General features: G+C 66.7%; 20 protein-coding genes. 11 read left to right on the top strand and 9 right to left on the bottom strand.

Annotation, left to right across the window (positions count from 1 at the left end):
- Positions 1 to 277 precede the first annotated feature (277 nt).
- Positions 278 to 658 (bottom strand): hypothetical protein, encoded by a 381-nt coding sequence (locus tag IE187_RS15310; RefSeq protein ID WP_189676940.1) that lies wholly within the window; start codon positions 656 to 658, stop codon positions 278 to 280.
- Between the two features lie 186 nt (positions 659 to 844).
- Here IE187_RS15310 and IE187_RS15305 point away from each other — a divergent pair, with 186 nt between their 5' ends.
- Positions 845 to 1,369, top strand: a complete 525-nt coding sequence (locus IE187_RS15305; RefSeq protein WP_133187557.1) for a gamma carbonic anhydrase family protein — start codon at positions 845 to 847, stop codon at positions 1,367 to 1,369.
- A 46-nt stretch (positions 1,370 to 1,415) separates the two neighbouring features.
- Here the strand turns inward: IE187_RS15305 and IE187_RS15300 are convergent, their stop codons facing one another.
- Positions 1,416 to 4,007: a M1 family metallopeptidase gene (locus IE187_RS15300; RefSeq protein WP_189676939.1), complete on the bottom strand. Its 2,592-nt coding sequence runs from the start codon at positions 4,005 to 4,007 to the stop codon at positions 1,416 to 1,418.
- A gap of 106 nt (positions 4,008 to 4,113) precedes the next feature.
- On the opposite strand from IE187_RS15300, the gene IE187_RS15295 reads away from it, so the two are divergent.
- Positions 4,114 to 5,073 (top strand): NAD(P)H-dependent flavin oxidoreductase, encoded by a 960-nt coding sequence (locus IE187_RS15295; protein WP_133187553.1) that lies wholly within the window; start codon positions 4,114 to 4,116, stop codon positions 5,071 to 5,073.
- Positions 5,074 to 5,128: 55 nt separating this feature from the next.
- On the opposite strand, the gene IE187_RS15290 is transcribed toward IE187_RS15295, so the two are convergent.
- Complete coding sequence (locus tag IE187_RS15290; RefSeq protein WP_189676938.1) at positions 5,129 to 5,566, bottom strand: DUF1465 family protein; 438 nt, start codon at positions 5,564 to 5,566, stop codon at positions 5,129 to 5,131.
- A gap of 127 nt (positions 5,567 to 5,693) precedes the next feature.
- A complete protein-coding gene (locus tag IE187_RS15285) occupies positions 5,694 to 5,891 on the bottom strand; it encodes a YdcH family protein (protein ID WP_133187551.1) in 198 nt (65 codons plus the stop codon).
- 176 nt (positions 5,892 to 6,067) lie between these two features.
- Between IE187_RS15285 and IE187_RS15280 the strand changes: the two genes are divergently transcribed.
- Positions 6,068 to 6,223, top strand: a complete 156-nt coding sequence (locus IE187_RS15280; protein WP_140852102.1) for a DUF465 domain-containing protein — start codon at positions 6,068 to 6,070, stop codon at positions 6,221 to 6,223.
- Between the two features lie 56 nt (positions 6,224 to 6,279).
- Here IE187_RS15280 and IE187_RS15275 read toward each other — a convergent pair whose 3' ends face one another.
- The 3 genes from IE187_RS15275 to IE187_RS15265 form a co-directional block, all read right to left on the bottom strand.
- Positions 6,280 to 6,660, bottom strand: a complete 381-nt coding sequence (locus tag IE187_RS15275) for a PilZ domain-containing protein (RefSeq protein ID WP_133187547.1) — start codon at positions 6,658 to 6,660, stop codon at positions 6,280 to 6,282.
- Between the two features lie 76 nt (positions 6,661 to 6,736).
- On the bottom strand, positions 6,737 to 7,201 hold the full coding sequence (gene dksA / locus IE187_RS15270; protein WP_133187545.1) for an RNA polymerase-binding protein DksA: 465 nt from the start codon (positions 7,199 to 7,201) through the stop codon (positions 6,737 to 6,739).
- Between the two features lie 504 nt (positions 7,202 to 7,705).
- On the bottom strand, positions 7,706 to 8,446 hold the full coding sequence (locus IE187_RS15265) for a hypothetical protein (RefSeq protein WP_189676937.1): 741 nt from the start codon (positions 8,444 to 8,446) through the stop codon (positions 7,706 to 7,708).
- 145 nt (positions 8,447 to 8,591) lie between these two features.
- Here IE187_RS15265 and IE187_RS15260 point away from each other — a divergent pair, with 145 nt between their 5' ends.
- The gene (locus tag IE187_RS15260; RefSeq protein WP_133187541.1) at positions 8,592 to 8,687 is read left to right on the top strand and encodes a PEP-CTERM sorting domain-containing protein; all 96 of its coding nucleotides are present in this window, start codon (positions 8,592 to 8,594) and stop codon (positions 8,685 to 8,687) included.
- Positions 8,688 to 8,746: 59 nt separating this feature from the next.
- Here the strand turns inward: IE187_RS15260 and IE187_RS15255 are convergent, their stop codons facing one another.
- Positions 8,747 to 9,187, bottom strand: coding sequence for a host attachment family protein (locus tag IE187_RS15255; protein ID WP_189676936.1), 441 nt, complete (start codon positions 9,185 to 9,187; stop codon positions 8,747 to 8,749).
- Positions 9,188 to 9,282: 95 nt separating this feature from the next.
- Here IE187_RS15255 and serS point away from each other — a divergent pair, with 95 nt between their 5' ends.
- The 5 genes from serS to IE187_RS15230 all read left to right on the top strand — a co-directional run bounded on the left by serS (position 9,283) and on the right by IE187_RS15230 (position 14,270).
- Positions 9,283 to 10,563, top strand: coding sequence for a serine--tRNA ligase (gene serS, locus IE187_RS15250; protein WP_189676935.1), 1,281 nt, complete (start codon positions 9,283 to 9,285; stop codon positions 10,561 to 10,563).
- Positions 10,564 to 10,687: 124 nt separating this feature from the next.
- Positions 10,688 to 11,452, top strand: a complete 765-nt coding sequence (surE, locus tag IE187_RS15245) for a 5'/3'-nucleotidase SurE (protein ID WP_189676934.1) — start codon at positions 10,688 to 10,690, stop codon at positions 11,450 to 11,452.
- Between the two features lie 26 nt (positions 11,453 to 11,478).
- Positions 11,479 to 12,594, top strand: coding sequence for a M23 family metallopeptidase (locus IE187_RS15240; RefSeq protein WP_189676933.1), 1,116 nt, complete (start codon positions 11,479 to 11,481; stop codon positions 12,592 to 12,594).
- Positions 12,595 to 12,623: 29 nt separating this feature from the next.
- A complete protein-coding gene (gene tyrS / locus IE187_RS15235) occupies positions 12,624 to 13,850 on the top strand; it encodes a tyrosine--tRNA ligase (RefSeq protein WP_189676932.1) in 1,227 nt (408 codons plus the stop codon).
- Positions 13,851 to 13,949: 99 nt separating this feature from the next.
- Entirely contained in the window at positions 13,950 to 14,270 is a 321-nt protein-coding gene (locus IE187_RS15230; protein ID WP_189676931.1) for a PilZ domain-containing protein, read from the top strand.
- Between the two features lie 3 nt (positions 14,271 to 14,273).
- Here IE187_RS15230 and recG read toward each other — a convergent pair whose 3' ends face one another.
- Positions 14,274 to 16,334 carry an ATP-dependent DNA helicase RecG gene (gene recG / locus IE187_RS15225; RefSeq protein WP_133187527.1) on the bottom strand — a complete coding sequence of 687 codons (2,061 nt, stop codon included), beginning with the start codon at positions 16,332 to 16,334 and terminating at the stop codon, positions 14,274 to 14,276.
- 87 nt (positions 16,335 to 16,421) lie between these two features.
- Between recG and IE187_RS15220 the strand changes: the two genes are divergently transcribed.
- Both IE187_RS15220 and mfd read left to right on the top strand, forming a co-directional pair.
- Positions 16,422 to 16,688, top strand: a complete 267-nt coding sequence (locus tag IE187_RS15220; RefSeq protein WP_133187525.1) for an FAD assembly factor SdhE — start codon at positions 16,422 to 16,424, stop codon at positions 16,686 to 16,688.
- A 49-nt stretch (positions 16,689 to 16,737) separates the two neighbouring features.
- Positions 16,738 to 20,313 carry a transcription-repair coupling factor gene (gene mfd, locus IE187_RS15215; protein WP_189676930.1) on the top strand — a complete coding sequence of 1,192 codons (3,576 nt, stop codon included), beginning with the start codon at positions 16,738 to 16,740 and terminating at the stop codon, positions 20,311 to 20,313.
- The last annotated feature ends 58 nt before the right edge of the window (positions 20,314 to 20,371 follow it).

Here is a 20,371-nt window from a genome sequence, read left to right as displayed (position 1 = left end):
CCCTCTTTTCAAAGAGCCCCTCGGCGCCGACAATTTGGTGACTGCAGAAGCGAACCGTCCGGTCCGTCGCTGCGGTGGGGTGGTCTCTAGTCGGGGTGTTTGATTCGGTCAAACGGTTTTTTGCAATTTTCTTTCAAACACGCGCTGAGCCCGCGGAAATCCTGGGATCGCCGCGGGCTCTGCACAGCTACGGCGATGTCAGATGCGCGGCCTGCGGGCCATTTCACGCCTTCCGACCGTTCGAGCAAGTCGGGGCAGGTCTCCCTGCCCCCTATGATCACGCCTTAGCGCGACCACGCTTAGGAGACGCCGCCGCTGCAACATCCTCTGCCTCGTCGGGCTGATCTTCACCCGCCTCGGTCAGTGCCTCGCCCAGTGTCTTAAGCTTTTCCTGATTGGTCTCGGCCTTCTCGGCGATCCGCGTCGTCGCCTCGCCGAGACGATGGAGCAATGCGTGAACTCGATCGGCATCAGGCGCTGCGCGCTCGAGCTGTTTGCGCAGCGACGCGAGGTCGCGGAGAATGCCCTTTGCGCCGGGCGTGTCGATGTCCGCGAGAGCGGCTTCCCAATCCTCGATCATGTCGCCGCCCTTGTCGGGCTTGGTCGAGGCGATACCGCGATTGAGGGCGTTGATCGTTCCGGCAAACTTGATGGCCATGCTGTCTTCCTCTCGGTTGCAATAGCGTATCAACGCCACGTGCACGCGCCGAGGTCCGCAGAAATGCGTGTCTTTATATCTGCTTGAGCCGGATCAAGCCGCGGAACCGGCGGCGTAAAACGGCGTGCGGCTTGCCGACCGCGCCAATCGATGTGCACGATGCCTGCACAACCCATGAGGATCGCCATGCCGCTTTATGAAATCGACGGACTCCGCCCGACGCTGGGCGAAGCGACCTGGATCGCGCCGAGCGCCGAGCTGATCGGCGACGTACGGCTCGGCGACGATGTCAGCATCTGGTTCGGCGCGGTCGTGCGCGGCGACAATACGCCGATGATCGTCGGGGCGCGCAGCAACATCCAGGAAGGTGCGATGTGTCATTCGGACCCAGGCGCCCCGCTCACCATCGGCGAAGACTGCACGATCGGCCACCACGCCGTGCTGCATGGCTGCACGATCGGCGACCGCGTGCTGATCGGCATGGGCGCGATCGTGCTCAACCACGCCGAGATCGGCGAAGGATCGATCGTCGGCGCTGGCGCGCTGGTGACCGAGGGCAAGGTATTCCCGCCTGGCAGCCTGATCGTCGGCGCGCCTGCCCGCGCCGTCCGTACGCTCGACGACGCCGCGCAAGCGATGTTGCGCGTCTCGGCCGAGCATTATGTCGCGAATGGCCGCAAATATGCCGCCGGGCTCACGCGAATCGACTGAATACCCCCCTTCCCCGGCGCTCGACGCCGGGGAAGCCGCATGCCGCTTACTGTCCGCCGGTCGCCCACGCCGCGATGTCGCCGCGGATGCGGGCATTCACCATCTGCCGTGCTGCCATCGAAGCAACGATCGCCTTGGCACCGCCACGCGCCGCTGGCGGCAGATTGGCCGCGGCGAACGCGGTAATCTTGCCCGGCATCGCCGGATCGTCCGACCCCGCACCCAGGCTCGCGACGAAGCCGGCGCGTGTGCTCGTCTCGACCAGCGTGTTGACGAGCGGTAGATGCGCAAGCGCGAAGTCGAACGCCATGTCGGGATGGCCGCCCGCCACCGCCTTGAGCAAACCGGCCTTTTGCGGCGCAGTGAAGCGGTCGGTCGTCAACAGATCGAGCGCGCGCTGCGCGAGCGCATCGTCCTCGGCCGCGCCGAGCAAGCGGACATAGCCGTTCTTCACCACCGGATTCTTCTCGGCGAGCGTCAGCTTGAGCAGCGCGTCCCATTCGGCCGGCGTCGCATTGGTCGCGTACGTGCCGAGGGTCGGCTGACGGATCGCCGCCGGGATCGCATCGGGGTTGGTCGCCAATGCGGCGACATAGCCGCGCGCCTTGTCCGCAATCGCAGGGTCGCCGCGATGGCCGAGCACCGCGATCAGCGTTTCGCGCAGCGTTGCAACGAGCGGCGATTCGTCCTTGGTCGCGGTGAAGCCGACACGCTGCATCGCCGGGGCAAGCGTCGCGCGGACTCGCACGCGCATCGCGTCCTTCGCCGCGCCCTTGGGCAAGCGGCCCTCGAGGTCGGCGAGCTGCCCGGCAATCGTCTGCCACAGCAAGGGGTTCGCATCGGGCGCGACCGCCGCGACATCGGCGAAATAGCGATCGAGCTTCTGGTTGCCGCCCTTGGCGAGCGCGAAATCGTCGCCGAGCGTGCCGAGCTGATCGGTCAGTGCGAGCGTGCCGAAGTCGCGCACGATCGCGTCATGCCCAGCCTGGCTGTAGAGCACGCGCGCATACGACCCCTTGTCGCGGTTGAGCACGACGGTGCCGCAGCCGCCCACGCTGACCGTAATCGGCTTCGCCCCGCGCACCACGGCGCGCGTCACCGGCTGTCCGACGACACCGAGCGTCAACGGCACATGCCAGTCGAGCGACTGCTTGGCGGTCGCGTCATAGCCGAAACGGCCTTGCGTCAGCGTCACCTGCGTCTTGCCAGCGACACAACGCGCGCCCGTCATCGTGACGAGCGGGACGCCGGGCTGGAGCGTGAAATCATGCGCGACGTCGGCGACCGACCGCCCTGCGGCAGCCGAGAGTTCGGCCCACAGCTGGTCGGTCGTGGTGTTCCCGTATTTGTACTTTGCCATATAGCGGCGGATGCCGTCGCGGAACACGTCCGGGCCGAGCGTCGACTCCATCATGCCGATGACCGCCTGCCCCTTGGCATAGGTGATCCCGTCGAACGCCTCGCCGATCTGGTCGACGGTCTCGACATGGCGGATGATGGGATGCGTCGCGGCGGTCGCGTCGACCTGCAGCGCGCCTTCGCGATCCTGCGCCACCGCGGTCGCGCCGGCGAACCAGTCGGGGTTGAGGTCGATGCTCGACTTGTTCTCCATCCACGAGGCGAAGCCTTCGTTGAGCCAGAGATCGTCCCACCAGTTCATCGTGACGAGATCGCCGAACCATTGGTGCGCCATCTCGTGCGCGACGACGGTGTAGATGCGCTGCTTGCCGCTCTGCGTCGCGCGCTTCTTGTCGTAGAGCAATTCGGGCTCGAAATAGAAGACCGCGCCCCAATTCTCCATCGCGCCGAAGAACTGGCTCGAGCCCGGGCCGGCGATCATGTCGAGCTTGGGCAGCGGATAGGGCTGGCCGAAATAGTCGTTGTAATAGGTCAGCAGGCGCTTGGCCGATTCGAGCGCGTAATCGCCCTGGTCGACGACGCCGCGGCGCGTGATGACACCGATCTCGGTCTTGCCCGCCATTACCGTCTTGCGCTCGACATCGCCCATGCCGAGGAAGAGCAGATAGCTCGACATCTTCGGCGTCTCGGCAAAGTGGTACAGCTTGGTGCCGTCGCCTTGCTTGGTCACGCTGGCGACGGGCATGTTCGAGAAAGCGGTCTGGTCGCCGGGCGCGACGGTGCTGAGCTTGAAGGTCGCCTTGTAGCCGGGCTCGTCCCACATCGGCGCGAAGCGGCGCGCATCGGGCGCCTCGAACTGGGTGACCAGCAGCCGTGACGACGAGCCGTCCTGGTTGCTGTAATCGATCGCGAACAGGCCCGCGGCCGAGGTGTTGATCGTGCCGGTCCAGGCGAATTGGACACGGTGCTGGCCCGCGGCGAGCATCGTCGGCAGCGTCAGCGTCAGCTGCTGCTTGGTCGTGTCGATCGTGAAGGGCACCGCCGCCCCGTCGACCATCGCGCGCGAAATCTTGAGGTCGGCGGCGTTGAGCACGACCGTGCGAGTCGGCTTCGCCACCGCGATGCTGATCGTTTCCTCGCCCGAAAAGGTCATCGCCTTGGCGTCGGGGCGAATCGTGATGTCATAGGCGACCGGCGCGATGCCACTGGGCAATTGCCCGACAGCGAAAGCAGGAGTCGCGGTTCCGAGCGACAGCGCGGCGGCAAGGGTGAGCTTCACTTCGTTACTCCGGAAACAAACGGGGATTTGCGCGCCATAAGGCTTTCTGCACGCGAGGCAAATCGAGGCCGCTGGACAGTCCTTTCGGTTGCGCTATGAAACGGACATGAGCACACCGCCCCTCCTCTCGTCGCTGCGGCTTCCCCTGATCGGCTCGCCGCTGTTTATCATCTCGGGTCCCGAACTGGTGATCGCGCAGTGCAAGGCGGGGATCGTCGGATCCTTCCCCGCGCTCAACGCGCGACCGCAAGCGATGCTCGACGAATGGCTCCACCGCATCACCGAGGAACTGGCGGCGCATAACCGCGACCATCCCGAGCGCCCGGCGGCGCCGTTCGCGGTCAACCAGATCGTCCATCGCTCGAACGAGCGGCTCGAGGCCGATCTCGCGACCTGCGCGAAGTGGCAAGTGCCGATCGTCATCACTTCGCTCGGCGCACGTGAGGATCTCAACACTGCGGTGCACAGCTGGGGCGGGATCACGCTGCATGACGTCATCGACGACCGCTTCGCGCGCAAGGCGATCGAAAAGGGCGCCGACGGGCTGATCGCGGTTGCCGCCGGCGCGGGCGGGCACGCAGGGCGGTTGTCGCCCTTCGCGATCATCCAGGAAATCCGCCAGTGGTTCGACGGACCGCTCGCCTTGTCGGGCTCGATCGCGACGGGCGACGCCATCCTCGCGGCGCAAGCGATGGGCGCCGATTTCGGCTATATGGGCTCACCCTTCATCGCCTCGCTCGAGGCGAATGCGGAAGCCGCGTACAAACAGGGGATCGTCGAGGGCAAGGCCGCCGACATTGTCTATTCGAACCTGTTCACCGGCGTGCACGGCAATTACCTGCGCGCCTCGATCGTCGCGGCGGGCATGGACCCCGATGCGCTGCCCGAAGGCGATCTCAAGACGATGGACTTCGGCACCGGCAACGGCGCCAAGCCCAAGGCGTGGAAGGAAATCTGGGGATCGGGCCAAGGAATCGGCGTGATCGAGCGCGTGGAGTCGGTCGCGGCGATGGTCGACCGGTTCGAAGCGCAGTACCGCGCGGCGCGTGAGCGGCTGAAGCTCTGAACGACCGGGGCCGGACGGATCCGGCCCCCCGCTCCTCGCCGTCTCGCTCGGCGGGCTAGAATGCCATCGCCAGCCGCTGGTGCAGCGATCGCACCGGGCTTTCGATCTCGAGGTCTACGCCCGCGCTGGCATCGTCGAGCCGCGCGACGCGGCCATGCAATTCCACGCTCGCCGCGATCAGCGTGCGCGCCGATTCGGGCATCTGTACGAGCGCCACCGAATCGGTCACCGGCGCGGTGCCGAGCCGGCGCGACGGATCGAGCGCGTCACGCGGCAGCATTTCCCCCGCCTCGACCGCGCGCTGCGTCAGCAGCCAGGCGATGATGTGCATCAAGCGAGTCGTGACCTTGAGCGATTCGCACGAGAAGGCGACGCGCGCCATCGGATCGAGCGCTTCGCGATCGGCGCGCCCGCCCTCATCGAAATAGCTGCGGGCTTCGTCGGCCAGCACCATCGCATCAATATACAACGTGTCGATCACGCGCCGCTGCATCCGTAAGTCGTGCCAATTTACTCGCATCGCTGACCTTAGCCATAATCGAAGGCGCAAAGGTAGCGCGTCCATCGCAGATTTGCGGCGGCATGTCCCAAAGCGGAGCGGCGCGCCAGACGCTGGGGACCTAGGCGATGATGTCGGGAATCAACTGGTCTTCGAGCAGCGCGATCTCGTCGCGCAGCCGCAGCTTGCGCTTCTTGAACCGCGCAAGCTGGAGCTGGTCCGCCGAGCCGCTGTCGATCAGCGCGCCTATGGCCGAATCCAGATCTCGATGTTCGACGCGTAACACCTCGAGGCGCTTTGCGATAAGGCTGTCGTCCATTCGGTCCCCGCTCGATTGCCCCGTCTTAGCAAATCGCGGCGCTGCGACACGGATAAAATCGACCGGTCGCGCAATTCGGTGCGCGCGTCGCGCTCCCGCAAAATGAGGGAAGACAATTAACCTCAAGCATGTTTCTATTCGCTCCCCCAAGCAGCTCATGAAGGAGGTACGCATCCATGCAGACCGCGCATCATTCGGCCCTGACGGCCAAGCATGCAGTCCTCGATCGACAGATCGCCACCGAAGCGCAGCGTCCCTTGCCCGACGCCGTTACGCTGGCCGCGCTGAAGAAGCAGAAGCTCAAGATCAAACAGGAATTGGCGCAAATCTGACGCCACAGGGCCCGGGCGCAGCGCGTCCGGGTCCGCTTACTTGCCGATCGACCGACTCAGCGAAGCGGGCGACCGAAGATCGGCTTTACAAAGGTTGGCGTTTGCGCCCCCTGCCCGACAGGCTTGCGCGCCAGCAGCGGATCGATCTGCTGGTCGAACGCCACGCCAATGCGCCCGGCCGCCGACCAAGCGACCTGCCCGGGAACCCAGCCGATACCCCGCACATCGAATTCGACGCGCAGGCCCTGTTCGAGCCCACCCTGGAGTTCGGCCATCAAGCCACCGGCCGACAGATTGCGCACCCGGAGCGGGCGAACCTCGCTACCACCGACGACGCGGAAATCCGCCATCAGGAACAGGCTGTCGCGCGACTCCTGCCGGTTGTGGGCGCCATCCTCGTCGGGAGCGCTGAGGGGATCGTGGGAATATTGATCCATCGCCTGAAACTTACGGCCTCCGTTATGATCGTGATAGCCGGGGAAATGTATCGAACCACTTAACAGATGCGGAAGATCACTCTTCGCGCGAGATCTTTTCTTGGCGTTCGTGGCGCTCCTGCGCCTCGACCGTCATCGTCGCGATCGGCCGTGCTTCGAGCCGGGCGAGCGAGATCGGTTCGCCGGTCACCTCGCAATAGCCGTATTCGCCTTCATCGATTCGGCGCATCGCCGCTTCGATCTTCGAGATGAGCTTGCGCTGGCGATCGCGCGTGCGCAGTTCGATCGACCAGTCGGTCTCGCTCGACGCGCGATCGGTCAGATCGGCTTCGCGCAGCGTATCGACTTGGAGTTGCGACAGCGTTCCTGCTGCCTCGCGCAGGATCGAGTCCTTCCACCCCTGCAGCTTGGCGCGGAAATACGCCTGCTGCCGCGGGTTCATGAACTCTTCGTCGGCGCTTGGCCGGTAGCCGTCATCACCGCCGACGGGCGGCACTGCGAACTTCGCGGAGTCATCGTGTCGATTCAAGACCGTCGCCATCCCATTTTCTCCCACAGCCGCACGATGCCGAACGCATCGTGGGTCCGCCCCCGGGTCAACTCACGTCGTGCGGGCCTATAGCCATGCCCTTGAAGCTCCACAAGCAATCCGATGCGATCTTCTTCCGTTGCTTGGCGCAATGTGCTTTTCCCGCACCCACCCGAACACGCATCGGCGCCGTGCAAGCGGCAAACGCGCCTGTGTCCCAAGACGAAACGTTAACTCACAATCAACCTTTGCGAATGTGACAAAATCGTGGATTAAGGGTTGTGAGGTGGGGAACGCGCTTGAACGTAACGATTTGTTGCCGTTTACCCGATAAAGCGACGTGGCGAAACTTACCGTGGAACGCCATAGAGTATTGAATTAACGGTAAAGAGAGAGTGGCGATATGTCGGTGCGGATGGCCTTGGCGAAACTGTGTGCCTGTGCGTGCGGCGGCGCGATCGTCGGCGGCGGCGCGGTGCATGTCGCGGATTCGTCTCGGGCCCGCACGGCCTATGTTCACAAGACCAAGCGAATCGTACGCAAGACGGCGGTGGCCTCGGTGCGCCGGGTCCGTCGAGTCGTGACGACGACGCGTACCACCCCGCCACCGCAGGTGGTCGTGGTGACGACGCAGGGCGCACCGATCCCGTTGCCGCCCGCGTTCAACGGTTTTAACGGGTCGCCGGGCGGCTTCGGCCCAGCCGTGATCGGCGGCGGCTTCGGCGGCGGCGGCGGCTTCTTCGCTGGAGGCTTCTTCGGTGGCGGCGGTGGCGGCGGAGGCGGCGGCAACATCACGATCTCGTCGACGTCGACCGGCAGCAGCGGCACCGTCGTCAACGTATCGTCGGGCGGATCTTCGACCAGTTCGTCCACCAGCGGCGGGTCGACCTCGACTGGAGGCTCGTCGACCTCGACCGGCGGTTCCTCTACCTCGACCGGCGGCTCCTCGACCTCGACCGGCGGCTCCTCCACGTCGAGTGGTGCAGTCTCTAGCACATCGTCGTCGGGCGGCAGCGGCGGATCCTCGACCAGCACCGGCGGCGCGACCGTGTCGAGCACGTCGTCGACGGGCGGATCGTCGTCGAGCGGCAACGTCTCCTCGGCATCGGGCGGCAGCAGCGGCGATGTCTCGTCATCGACCTCTTCGAGCGGAAACGTTTCGTCGGCCTCCTCGTCGTCGACCTCGTCGAGCGGCAACGTCTCCTCGGCCTCGAGCGGCAATGTCTCGTCGGCCAGTTCGTCGAACGGATCGAGCACGAGCACCTCGTCGGCCAGCTCGAGCAGCTATGGATCGAGCAGCCACGGTTGGAATTCGAGCAGCAATTGGGGCAGCAGCAGCTATGGCAGCTCGAGCTGCGGCGCGAACTGCACCCCCGGCAATCCCGATGGCCCGCCCGCACCAGTGCCCGCGCCGCCGATGGTCCTGCTGTTCGGCGCAGCGGCGGCAGCGCTCGTTGCGCGCAAGCGCTTCACCAAGCGGAACGCCATCGCCGCCTGACCGGCTGATCGCGCGAATACAAACTGGCTCCCGCGATGATCGCGGGAGCCCGCTTTGTTTCAGGCGGCTTGCAGCGCCTTTTCGATCTGGTCGATCGGATGGCCGGTCAGATCCTTGTCAAGCTCGCCGCTCAACCGCGCGCTGACTTCGCTGTGATAATGCTTGCGCAGCTCGCCGAGGGTGCGCGGCGGGGCGACGACGAACAGCTGGTCGTAATCATTCGCCAGCGCACGCTTCTTGAGCAGCGCGGCGGTATCGGCGGCGAAGCGGTCTTCCTCCTGCTGGTGGAAATCGACCTCGGCCATCGAATTGTGGCCGCCACCGACGCTCGACGACGAGCGTCCGGCGTGGTCGGTCTTCTGCTCGCCGTCGCTCGGATTGATCTGCTCGACCGCGCGCTCGACGACGAGGTTGGGATGCGTCGCGTCGCCCTCGTTGCGCAGGAACAGCGACTTGCGGCCATCTGCGACGAGCACGACGGCATTGTGGGAAATCTGCATGGGCGCTGGCCTCTTATGGTTGGTGGTATCTCGGGCAACGCGCCGCGTGCCGCGCGGGTTGCGCGCTTGCGGCAGGCTGGGCATAGCCTGCGACCATGCATGATATCCGATCGATCCGCGAAAACCCTGCCGCCTTCGATGCCGCGCTCGCGCGTCGCGGGCTGTCGCCGCTCGCCGCCGGGCTGGTCGCGCTCGACGAGCGCCACCGCGCGCTGATCACCGAAGCGCAGACCGGCCAGGCGCGCCGCAACGAAGCCTCGAAGGCGATCGGCGCGGCCAAGGCCAAGAAGGACGACGCTACCGCCGCCAGCCTGATGGCCGAGGTCGCCGCGTTGAAGGAGCGGATGCCCGCGATCGAGGCCGAGGAAAAGGATGTCGCGGCACAGCTCAAGGCGGCGCTCGAGATCATCCCCAATCTGCCCGCCGACGATGTGCCGCACGGCGCGGGCGAGGAGGAGAATGTCGAAGTCTCCCGCTGGGGCACCCCGCGCGGTTTCGACTTCACGCCGCGCGAACATGCCGATCTTGCCCCTTTGCTCGGCATGGATTTCGAGACCGGTGCGCGGCTTTCGGGCGCGCGTTTCACCTTCCTGCGCGGCGACATGGCGCGGCTGCACCGCGCGCTCGGCCAGTTCATGCTCGACGTTCAAACGCGCGAGCATGGCTATGAGGAATGCAACCCGCCCGTGCTCGTCAAGGACGAGGCGATGTACGGCACCGACAAGCTGCCGAAGTTTGCCGAGGACAGCTTTCGCACGACCGACGATCGCTGGCTCATCCCGACGAGCGAAGTCAGCCTGACCGCGAGCGTCATGGGCGAATTGCTCGACGAAAGCGCGCTCCCGCTGCGGCTGACCGCGCTCACGCTATGCTTCCGCTCCGAAGCGGGCGCGGCGGGGCGCGACACGCGCGGCTTCATCCGCCAGCACCAGTTCGAAAAATGCGAGCTCGTCAGCGTCGTGCGGCCCGAGGACAGCGAGACCGAGCACCAGCGCATGGTCCGCGCCGCCGAGACGATCCTCGAACGCCTCAACCTGCCCTATCGCAAGCTGCTGCTGTGCACCGGCGACATGGGCTTCGGCGCGCGCAAGACCTACGATCTCGAAGTGTGGCTGCCGGGCCAGAACGCGTACCGCGAAATCAGCTCGTGCTCGAACACCGGTGCGTTCCAGGCGCGGCGGATGAACACGCGCTACCGCGTCGCGGGCGAGAAAAAGACCGAGTTCGTCCATACGCTCAACGGTTCGGGGCTCGCGGTCGGGCGGACGTTGGTGGCAGTGCTCGAGAATTATCAGAATGCGGACGGCAGCGTCACGGTGCCGGAGGCGCTGCTACCCTATATGGGTGGCGTGACGCGGTTGGAGCCCAAGCACTGACCCAAACCGTTCGTGCTGAGCCTGTCGAAGCACTGCTCGCCGCACACACTTCGGAATGTGTGGCGAGCAGCCCTTCGACAAGCTCAGGGCGAACGGGAGTTGGTTCGAATTTGAAAGAGATCCGATGCGCATCTTGCTCACCAACGATGACGGCTATCACGCCCCCGGCCTCAAAATCTTGGAAGCGATCGCCGCGAAACTCTCGGACGATGTGTGGGTCGTCGCCCCCGCCGACGAGCAATCGGGCGCGGGCCATTCGCTGACGCTCACCCGGCCGATCCGCGTTCGCCAGCATGGCGAGAAGCGCTTCGCCGTCGCGGGCACGCCGACCGATGCGGTGATGATGGCGCTCGCCAGGATCATGGCCGATCACAAGCCAGACCTGATCCTGTCGGGGGTCAATCGCGGCGCCAACCTTGCCGAGGACGTGACCTATTCGGGCACCGTCTCGGCGGCGATGGAGGGCGCGCTCGCGGGCGTTCGCTCGATCGCGCTGAGCCAGGTCTATGACAAGCAGGGCATGGGCGACACCGTCCCGTTCGATGCCGCCGCGGCATGGGGCGAGCGCGTGCTGCGCCCGCTGATCGATGCACCACTCGAGCCGCGCACGCTCGTCAACGTCAATTTCCCGGCAGGCTCCGCCGATGCGGTGAAAGGCATCCGGATCGCGCAACAAGGACTGCGCGACTATGGCCGGTTGCAGATCGTCACCAATCGCGATCCGCGCGGCTATGACTATCACTGGTTCGCGCTCGGTCCGCCGATCGACACGCCGGCGCATTCGACCGATCTCGAAGCCGTGGCCGACGGGTTCATCGCGGTGACGCCCTTGCATCTCGACCTGACACATCACGCGTCACTCGCTATGCTTAACCAGCTCTACACGTAACGGTCGGGGCGATCAGGGGGACGGGGATGGTGCGGGGCAGGGAATACGGCTGGGCGGCGGTGCTGCTGTTGACGACGCTCGGCGCGTGCATTCCCAATCCCGACCGACCCGACCGCGGGTATCGCCCGCCGCGCGATCGCCAGGATACGGCATGGCGCGACGACCGGACCGGCCCGCGCGACGATACACAGCCCGAGCGCTACGAACCGCGCCGCATCGACGAGCGCGTCTCCGCCCTCCCCGCGCCCTTGCCGGCGTGGCAAGCCCGCCCCGTCACCGCCGATGCCGCGACGATCGATACGACCACCTATCTCGTCCGCCCTGGCGACACGCTGCGCGCGATTGCCGATCGTACCGGCGGCGGATCCGAAGCGATCGCGCGCGCGAACCAGCTGCCTGCGCCCTTCGTGGTGCGCGCCGGCCAGCGGCTGACGATCCCGGGCGGGCGCTATCATCTCGTGCGCGCGGGCCAGACGGGCATCGCGATCGCGCGCGCCTATGCGGTCGATTGGTCGCGGATCATCGCCGCCAACGATTTGACCGCGCCCTACACGCTGCGCGTCGGGATGCGCGTTTTGATCCCGGGTACCGCTGGCGGCAGTTCGGCGGCCGAGCGCGCCGCCGCCTTCACGCTCGACATCGATGATATCCTCACCGGCAGCGAGCCCGCGCTCGCCGCCAACCAGCGCCCCGCCCAGCCGACCGCGTCGCCGCGCCGCGTGCTCGCGCCGACGCAAGCGCTCGCCGAGCCGGCGCAGCTGACGAGCGGCTTCGCCTGGCCGGTCCACGGCAAGATCATCACGCGCTTTGGCCCCGGCGCTTCGGGCGAGAAGTTCAACGGCGTCAACATCGCCGTGCCGCTCGGCACGCCAATTCTCGCCTCGGCCGACGGCGTCGTGGCTTATGCCGGCAGCGGGGTTCCGACGCTCGGCGGCCTGGTGATCGTCAAGCACGGGTCGAGCTGGACGACGGTCTATGCCAATGCCAGCCAGCTGTTCGTCCGGCGCGGCCAGGCGGTCAAGCGCGGCCAGACGATCGCGCTGTCGGGCGATTCGGGCGCGGCGAGCCGGCCCGAGGTCCATTTCGAAATGCGCAAGGGCCGCACACCGGTCGATCCGCAACGGCAATTGCCGGGGATTTAACGAACGCAAAAATCGGCTATGCGCCCGGAATGACCGAGCACACTTCCGATCTCCTCCGCCTGCTGTCGACCCGCGGCTATATCCACCAGACCACCGACGCGGCAGCGCTCGATGCGCTTGCGGCAAAGCAGGTCGTGCCGGGCTATATCGGCTTCGATCCGACCGCGCCCTCGCTCCATGTCGGCAGCCTGGTGCAGATCATGCTGCTGCGCCGGCTCCAGCAGGCCGGCCACAAGCCGATCGTGCTGATGGGCGGCGGCACCGGCAAGATCGGCGATCCGAGCTTCAAGGACGAAGCGCGCAAGCTGCTCGACCATGACGGGATCGCGCACAACGTCGCCTCGATCCGCCGCATCTTCGAACGCTTCCTGACCTTTGGGGACGGGCCGAGCGACGCGATCATGCTCGACAATGCCGAGTGGCTCGACAAGCTCGAATACATCCCGTTCCTGCGCGACGTCGGCCAGCATTTCTCGGTCAACCGGATGCTCGGGTTCGACTCGGTCAAGCTGCGGCTCGACCGCGAGCAGTCGCTGTCGTTCCTCGAATTCAACTACATGATCCTCCAGGCATACGACTTCCTCGAACTGTCGCGCCGCGCCGGATGCCGACTGCAGATGGGCGGATCGGACCAGTGGGGCAACATCGTCAACGGGATTGAGCTCTCGCGCCGGATGGACGGGACCGAGGTGTTCGGCATCACGACGCCGCTGATCACCACCGCCGACGGCGGGAAGATGGGCAAGACCATGTCGGGCGCGGTGTGGCTCCACGAGGACCAGCTGCCGCATTACGATTACTGGCAATTCTGGCGCAATACCGACGACCGCGACGTCGGGCGCTTCCTGCGGCTGTTCACCGATCTGCCGCTCGACGAGATCGCGCGGCTCGAGGCGCTCGAGGGCGCCGAGATCAATGCCGCCAAGATCGTCCTCGCCAACGCCGCGACCACGATGTGCCGTGGTGAAGCCGCGGCACTCGAGTCGGCCGAGACCGCGCGCCGGACCTTCGAGGAAGGTGCGGCGGGCGGCTCGCTGCCGACCTTCACCGTGAGCGGCGATATCGGCATCGTCGACGCGTTGATCGGCCTGGGCTTCGCTGCGTCGAAGGGTGAGGCCAAACGGCTGATCAAGGGCGGTGGCGCGCGCGTCGGTGCCGACAAGGTCAGCGACGAAGCGATGATCGTCAGCGTCGGCGATGCGCCGGTGCGGATCGCGGCAGGCAAGAAGAACCACGGCTTGCTCGTCCGCGGCTGATTGCGCCACAGTTCGGGTAATCCGCTGTTAAGCGGGTTCGTTCCGTACTGCTTCACACCCGCGGCCCTAGCGTCGAGGCCACCCAAGAGGGGGCTTGTAATGGGTAAGGCGTTGGACTTGGCGACAGCGGAGAGCCGGACGCTCGTCCGCGACGAAGTACATTACCGCGCACGGGCGTTCGGGCCCGACGCGCGGCAACTCTCCTTGCTGATCGTAAATCTCTCGGCCGCCGGGCTGATGGCGCGGTGCGACCTGAGCTACGGCGTCGGCGATCGGCTCCGTGTCACGCTTCCGGTGGTCGGGGTGGTGGTCGCCGAGATTCGCTGGGCGCTGGGCGGGCGGATCGGGTGCGAACTCGACGTGGCGATCCCGCTGCCCGAATATTACGAACTGCTCGCGGTGCTGTTGAAGGCGAAGTAGCGCTCAGCCGGACCGCAACAGCGCAACCCCGGCATCGCGCTCGAACAGATAGAGCGCGGTGCGCGCCGCCTGCCCGCGTGCACCCTCTAGCCCGCCGTCGCGGTCGATCAGCAGTCGCGCATCATCCGTCGCGACCGGAAGGAGCGTCATCAGCATGTCGGGCGTCGCGAGGCGGAAACCGGCCTCGCCCGATTGCTTGGTACCGAGCAACTCCCCTGCCCCGCGCAAGCGCAGGTCCTCCTCGGCGATGCGGAAGCCGTCGGTCGTCTCGCGCATCAGCGCCAGCCGCGCGCGCGACGTTTCGCTCAGCGACCCGCCGCGGATCAGCAGGCAGTTCGACTTGCCCGAGCCCCGCCCGACACGACCGCGCAGCTGGTGGAGCTGCGCGAGCCCGAAGCGATCGGCATGTTCGATCACGATCAGCGTCGCATTGGGCACGTCGACCCCGACCTCGATCACCGTCGTCGCGACGAGCACGCCGAGCTGCCCGGCCGAGAACGCGCTCATCACCGCGTCCTTCTCGGCGGGCTTCATCTTGCCGTGGACCAGCCCGACACGGTCGCCGAAGCGTGCACGCAACGTCTCGGCGCGCGCCTCGGCGGCGGCCATGTCGCTTTTCTCGCTTTCCTCGACCAACGGGCAGACCCAGTATGCCTGGCCCTCATCCGACAAATGTCGGCCGAGTGCATCGACGACATCGGCGAGGCGGTCCTCGGAAATGACGCGCGTCTCGATCGGCTGGCGGCCGGGCGGCATCTCGTCCAACTGGCTGACGTCCATCTCGCCATAATTGGCGAGCGTCAGCGTGCGCGGGATCGGCGTTGCGGTCATCGCCAGCAAATGCGGTGCAGCCTTGGCCTTCGCCTGTAGCATCATCCGCTGCGCGACGCCGAAGCGATGCTGCTCGTCGACCACGACCAGCCCGAGATCCTTGTAGGCGACCGCTTCCTGAAAGATCGCGTGCGTGCCGATCAGGATGTCGATCGTCCCCGCGGCGAGCCCCATCAGCGTCGCCTCGCGCACCTTGCCCTTGTCGCGCCCGGTGAGCACCGCGACCTCGACCGGCAGCCCGGCGAGCGTGCGGCGCAGCGATTCGTAATGCTGGCGCGCGAGGATCTCGGTCGGCGCGAGCAACGCCGCCTGCGCGCCCGCCTCGACCGCGACGAGCATCGCGAGCGTCGCGACGAGCGTCTTGCCCGAGCCGACATCGCCTTGCAGCAAGCGCAGCATCGGTTGCGGCTGGGCGAGGTCGCCCTCGATCTCGCGCACGGTACGCGCCTGCGCGCCGGTGAGCTCATAAGGCAGCCGCAGCGCATCGCGCAGCTTACCCGTCCCTGCGAGCGCCCGTCCCCGCCTTGCCCGCGACGATTGGCGCACAAGCATCAGTGCCAGCTGGTTGGCAAAGATTTCGTCGTACGCCAGCCGCTCGCGCGCCATCGCGTCGGAGGGATCAGCGTGGATCCGCGCGAGCGCCTCACGCCAGGCGGGCCATTGCTGCTTGGCGAGTAAGCCAGGCTCGATCCATTCGGTCAGGTCCGGCGCGCGCTCGATCGCCTGCGCGGCGAGCTGGCCGAGCCGCTTCGAGGTCATCCCCTCCGACAGCGGATAGATCGCCTCGCGCTCGGGCGTGTCGCCGGCTTCCTCGAGCGGGAGAACATAGTCGGGGTGGACCATTTGCAGATCCTGCCCGTACATTTCGAGCCGCCCCGATACGCGGCGTGGCTCGCCGACCGGCAGCAACTTCTTCGCCCAGCCCGAATTCCCGCCGAAATAGACGAGGCTGACGACGTTGCCGAGCGCATCGGTCGCATGGACCCGCGTCGGCCCGCGCCCCGCGCTCGAGCGGTACGATTGCGCGGTCAGCGTGATCGCGATCACCCGCCCGGCATCGGCCATGTCGAGCTCTTCACGCGCGAGACGATCGACCCAGCCGGTCGGCAAATGGAAGGCGACATCGACGACGCGCGACAGGCCGAGCCGGTCGAGCGGTTTGGCGAGTGCCGGGCCGATGCCCTTCAGCGCCGTGACTTCGGCGAACAATGGATTGAGGATATCGGGTCGCATGACTATCTGGGTCCTCTACCCCCACCCGGCTTCCGCCGCCAGCGTTCCGCTGTCGGTCGGTGTCGGGCATTTCTGTATGGAGCGAGCATGGACCGCGAGACCCGCCTGAAACGCCTGCGCTTCCGCGCCTGGCACCGCGGCACCAAGGAAGCCGATCTGCTGATCGGCGGCTTCTTCGATGCGCGCTCGGCGGGCTGGGACGGTGCCGAGCTCACGCTGGTCGAGGAGCTGCTCGAGGAGCAGGACGTCGATATCATGGCGTGGGCGATCGGGACCGATACCTGCCCCGAGCGCTATCGCGGATCGATCCTCGAGGCGCTGCAGGCGCTCAACTACGTGCCGATCGCGGAATAGTCTCTCGTTCCCCGGCCGTGTGCCGGGGTGACGGACCTCGAAAGTACCGATGCCAAACCTCAACACGATCCTCACCGCCAAGACCCCACTCACGCTCGCCGGCGTGCCGACCGGGTTCGAGCCGTGGCTGCTCGCCGACCTCGCCCGCGCCGCCAAATCGCGCGCGGTGTTCGTCGCGCCCGACGAGGCCGCGATGCGCGCCATCGCCGCGACCGCACAGACCTTCGCGCCCGAGCTCGAGATCCTCACCTTTCCGGCGTGGGACTGCCTCCCGTACGATCGCGCTTCCCCTACGCTGCGGGTGATGGCCGAGCGCATGGCGACGCTCCACCGGCTGCAGCAGCCTGTCAAAGGCCCCCAGCTCCTGCTCACCACGGTCAACGCGGTGGCGCAGCGCACGCTGACACCGTTCCGCATCCGCCAGCTTGTCGCGAGGCTCGCGCCAAAGGAGCGGATCGGCCGCGACAAGCTCGCCGCGCAGCTTCAGGCGAACGGCTATGTCCGCGTCGAGACCGTCGCCGATTCGGGCGAATTCGCGGTCCGTGGCGGCCTGGTCGACCTGTTCCCGAGCGGCGAGGAGCATGCGCTCCGGCTCGATTTCTTCGGCGACGAGATCGAGAGCGTACGCACCTTCGACCCCGCCGACCAGCGGACGACGGGCCGTGTCGACGGCTTCATCCTGCTGCCCGCCTCGGAAACGCTGATCGACGAGGACAGCATCAAGCGCTTCCGCGCGCGCTATCGCGAGCGCTTCGGCGCGACCGCGACGGGCGATCCGCTGTACCAGGCGATTTCGGAAGGGCGGCGTCTTGCAGGGATGGAGCATTGGCTTCCGCTGTTCGAAGACAAGCTCACGACGCTGTTCGACCATCTCGGCGACGATGCGGTGATCCTGCGCGATGCGGGCTCGGTCGCGGCGGCCGAGCAGCGGTTCGAGGCGATCACCGATTACCACGCCAACCGGGTGAAGGCGCAGGTCAGCGACCCCGGCAGCTATCGTCCGCTGCCGGTCGATGCGCTGTATCTCACCGCGAAGGATTTCGCCGCGCGGCTCGACGAGGCGCCGGCGCACCGCATCACCGCGTTCCATGAACCCGAGAGCGCGAGCGTGCTCGATTTCGGCGTCGACGGACCGCGCGATTTCGGGGCCGAGCGCGCGAATGGCGCGAACGTGTACGACGCGGTGGTGCACCATCTGCGCACGCTCGAGCGCGATGGGCGGAAAGCGGTGCTGGCGAGCTATTCGGCGGGCGCGCGCGAGCGGCTGGCGGGGTTGCTGCGCGATCATGGCGCGACGAACCTCAAGCTGGTGGACACGTGGCAAGAGGCGCTCGGCGCTTCTGCTCCTACTTCCCCCCTCCCGCCTGCGGGAAGGGCTGGGGGTGGGCGCGCGCCCTCAAAGTCAGCAACCGCTGATGGCGCGAGCCCACCCCCAACCCCTCCCGCAAGCGGGAGGGGAGGACATGGCGCGACGGTCGCGCTCATCATCCTCCCGCTCGACCACGGTTTCTCCTCCCCGCAGGTCGCGCTGCTCACCGAGCAGGACATGCTCGGCGACCGCCTCGTCCGCCGCGCCAAGCGCAAGAAATCGGCCGACGCCTTCCTCGCCGAACTGGCGATGCTCACGCCGGGCGATCTCGTCGTCCATGCTGACCACGGCATCGGCCGCTACGAGGGCCTGACCTCGATCCCCGTCGGCCAGGCCCCGCACGATTGCGTCGCCCTCACCTACGCCGGCGGCGACAAGCTCTTCGTCCCCGTCGAGAACCTCGAAGTCCTCAGCCGCTACGGCTCGGACAGCGAAGGTGCGAGCCTCGATCGCCTCGGTGGCGAAGCGTGGCAACGCCGCAAGTCGAAGATGAAGGAGCGGATCCGCGAGATCGCGGGTGAGCTCATCGCAACGGCCGCCGAACGCGCGCTGCGCCCCGCCGAGACGATCGATCGCGACAGCGGCTATGCCGCCTTCGTCGACCGCTTCCCGTACGAGGAAACCGACGACCAGGACCGCGCGATCGAGGACGTGATGGGCGATCTGCTCAAGGGCACGCCGATGGACCGGCTTGTCGTCGGTGACGTCGGCTTCGGCAAGACCGAGGTCGCGTTGCGCGGTGCGTTCGCCGCGGCGATGGCCGGGCTGCAAGTCGCGGTGGTCTGCCCGACCACCCTCCTCGCGCGCCAGCATTTCAACAATTTCACCGCGCGCTTCGAGGGCTTCCCGCTCAACGTAGGGCGGCTGTCGCGGCTCGTCCCCGGTGCCGAGGCCAAGGCGACCAAGGCCGGCCTCGCCGACGGCACGATCGACGTCGTGATCGGCACGCACGCGATCCTCGCCAAGGGGATCGAGTTCAAGCGGCTCGGGCTCGTCGTGGTCGACGAGGAGCAGCGCTTCGGTGTCACGCACAAGGAACGGCTGAAGGGCCTCAAGACCGACGTCCACGTCCTGACCCTCACCGCGACGCCGATCCCGCGCACATTGCAGATGGCGATGTCGGGCATCCGCGAGCTGTCGGTGATCCAAACCCCGCCGGTCGATCGCCTCGCGGTGCGCACCTACATCATGCCGTGGGATCCGGTGGTGCTGCGCGAGGCGCTGCTGCGCGAACATTATCGCGGCGGGCAGAGCTTCTTCGTGACGCCCCGCATCGCCGACCTGCCCGAGATCGAGGCGTTCATGCGCGATCATGTGCCTGAAGTGCGCTACGTCGTCGCGCATGGCCAGATGGCGCCGAGCGAGGTCGAGGAGCGGATGTCGGCGTTCTACGACAAGAAGTTCGAGGTGCTCATCTCGACCACGATCGTCGAGAGCGGGCTCGACATTCCGAGCGCGAACACGATGATCATCCACCGCGCCGACCGCTTCGGCCTCGCGCAGCTCTATCAGCTGCGCGGCCGTGTCGGACGCGCCAAGACGCGCGCTTATGCCTATCTCACCACGCCCGAGAACCGCACGCTCAGCCAGACCGCCGAAAAGCGGCTCAAGGTGCTGAGCGACCTCGACACGCTGGGGGCGGGCTTCCAGCTCGCCAGCCACGATCTCGACCAGCGCGGTGCGGGCAATCTGCTCGGCGACGAGCAATCGGGGCACATCAAGGAAGTCGGCTTCGAACTCTACCAGTCGATGCTGGAGGAGGCGATCATGGATGCCAAGGCCGGCGGCCAGCGCTTGCGCCCGAAGGATTTCTCGCCGCAGATCACCGTCGACGCGCCGATCCTCATCCCCGAGGAATATGTCCCCGATCTCGACCTGCGGATGGGGCTGTACCGCCGCCTCAACGATCTCGAGGACCAGAACCAGGTCGAGGCGTTCGCCGCCGAGCTGATCGACCGCTTCGGCAAGCTCCCCGCACCGACCGAGAACCTGATCCGCATCATCGAGATCAAGCTGAACGCCAAGAAGGCGTGCGTCGCCAAGATGGACGTCGGCCCCAAGGGCGCGCTCGTCACCTTCTTCGACGACAAGACGCCGAACGTCGAGGGGCTGCTGGCATGGGTCGCCAAGCTCGACGGCGTTGCCCGCCTGCGGCCGGACAGCAAGCTGGTGGTCACGCGCACCTGGGGCGATCCCAAGGCGCGGCTACACGGCGCGCTGCAACTGTCTAAGGGGTTGGCGAAGGCGGCGGGGTAATGCGCCCTGCTCAGTCGGTTCCCCGGCGAAGGCCGGGGCCCAGTAGCGGAGCGGAAGA

The sequence above is a fragment of the Sphingomonas glacialis genome (assembly GCF_014653575.1).
Classification (GTDB): domain Bacteria; phylum Pseudomonadota; class Alphaproteobacteria; order Sphingomonadales; family Sphingomonadaceae; genus Sphingomonas; species Sphingomonas glacialis.
This window is presented reverse-complemented; position numbering and strand designations above follow the sequence as displayed.

Coding starts and splice junctions, on each gene's coding strand:
- IE187_RS15310 (WP_189676940.1), bottom strand. CDS start 658: ATGGCCATCAAGTTTGCCGGAACGATCAACGCCCTCAATCGCGGTATC.
- IE187_RS15305 (WP_133187557.1), top strand. CDS start 845: ATGCCGCTTTATGAAATCGACGGACTCCGCCCGACGCTGGGCGAAGCG.
- IE187_RS15295 (WP_133187553.1), top strand. CDS start 4,114: ATGAGCACACCGCCCCTCCTCTCGTCGCTGCGGCTTCCCCTGATCGGC.
- IE187_RS15290 (WP_189676938.1), bottom strand. CDS start 5,566: ATGCAGCGGCGCGTGATCGACACGTTGTATATTGATGCGATGGTGCTG.
- IE187_RS15285 (WP_133187551.1), bottom strand. CDS start 5,891: ATGGACGACAGCCTTATCGCAAAGCGCCTCGAGGTGTTACGCGTCGAA.
- IE187_RS15280 (WP_140852102.1), top strand. CDS start 6,068: ATGCAGACCGCGCATCATTCGGCCCTGACGGCCAAGCATGCAGTCCTC.
- IE187_RS15275 (WP_133187547.1), bottom strand. CDS start 6,660: ATGGATCAATATTCCCACGATCCCCTCAGCGCTCCCGACGAGGATGGC.
- dksA (WP_133187545.1), bottom strand. CDS start 7,201: ATGGCGACGGTCTTGAATCGACACGATGACTCCGCGAAGTTCGCAGTG.
- IE187_RS15255 (WP_189676936.1), bottom strand. CDS start 9,187: ATGCAGATTTCCCACAATGCCGTCGTGCTCGTCGCAGATGGCCGCAAG.
- serS (WP_189676935.1), top strand. CDS start 9,283: ATGCATGATATCCGATCGATCCGCGAAAACCCTGCCGCCTTCGATGCC.
- surE (WP_189676934.1), top strand. CDS start 10,688: ATGCGCATCTTGCTCACCAACGATGACGGCTATCACGCCCCCGGCCTC.
- IE187_RS15240 (WP_189676933.1), top strand. CDS start 11,479: ATGGTGCGGGGCAGGGAATACGGCTGGGCGGCGGTGCTGCTGTTGACG.
- tyrS (WP_189676932.1), top strand. CDS start 12,624: ATGACCGAGCACACTTCCGATCTCCTCCGCCTGCTGTCGACCCGCGGC.
- IE187_RS15230 (WP_189676931.1), top strand. CDS start 13,950: ATGGGTAAGGCGTTGGACTTGGCGACAGCGGAGAGCCGGACGCTCGTC.
- recG (WP_133187527.1), bottom strand. CDS start 16,334: ATGCGACCCGATATCCTCAATCCATTGTTCGCCGAAGTCACGGCGCTG.
- IE187_RS15220 (WP_133187525.1), top strand. CDS start 16,422: ATGGACCGCGAGACCCGCCTGAAACGCCTGCGCTTCCGCGCCTGGCAC.
- mfd (WP_189676930.1), top strand. CDS start 16,738: ATGCCAAACCTCAACACGATCCTCACCGCCAAGACCCCACTCACGCTC.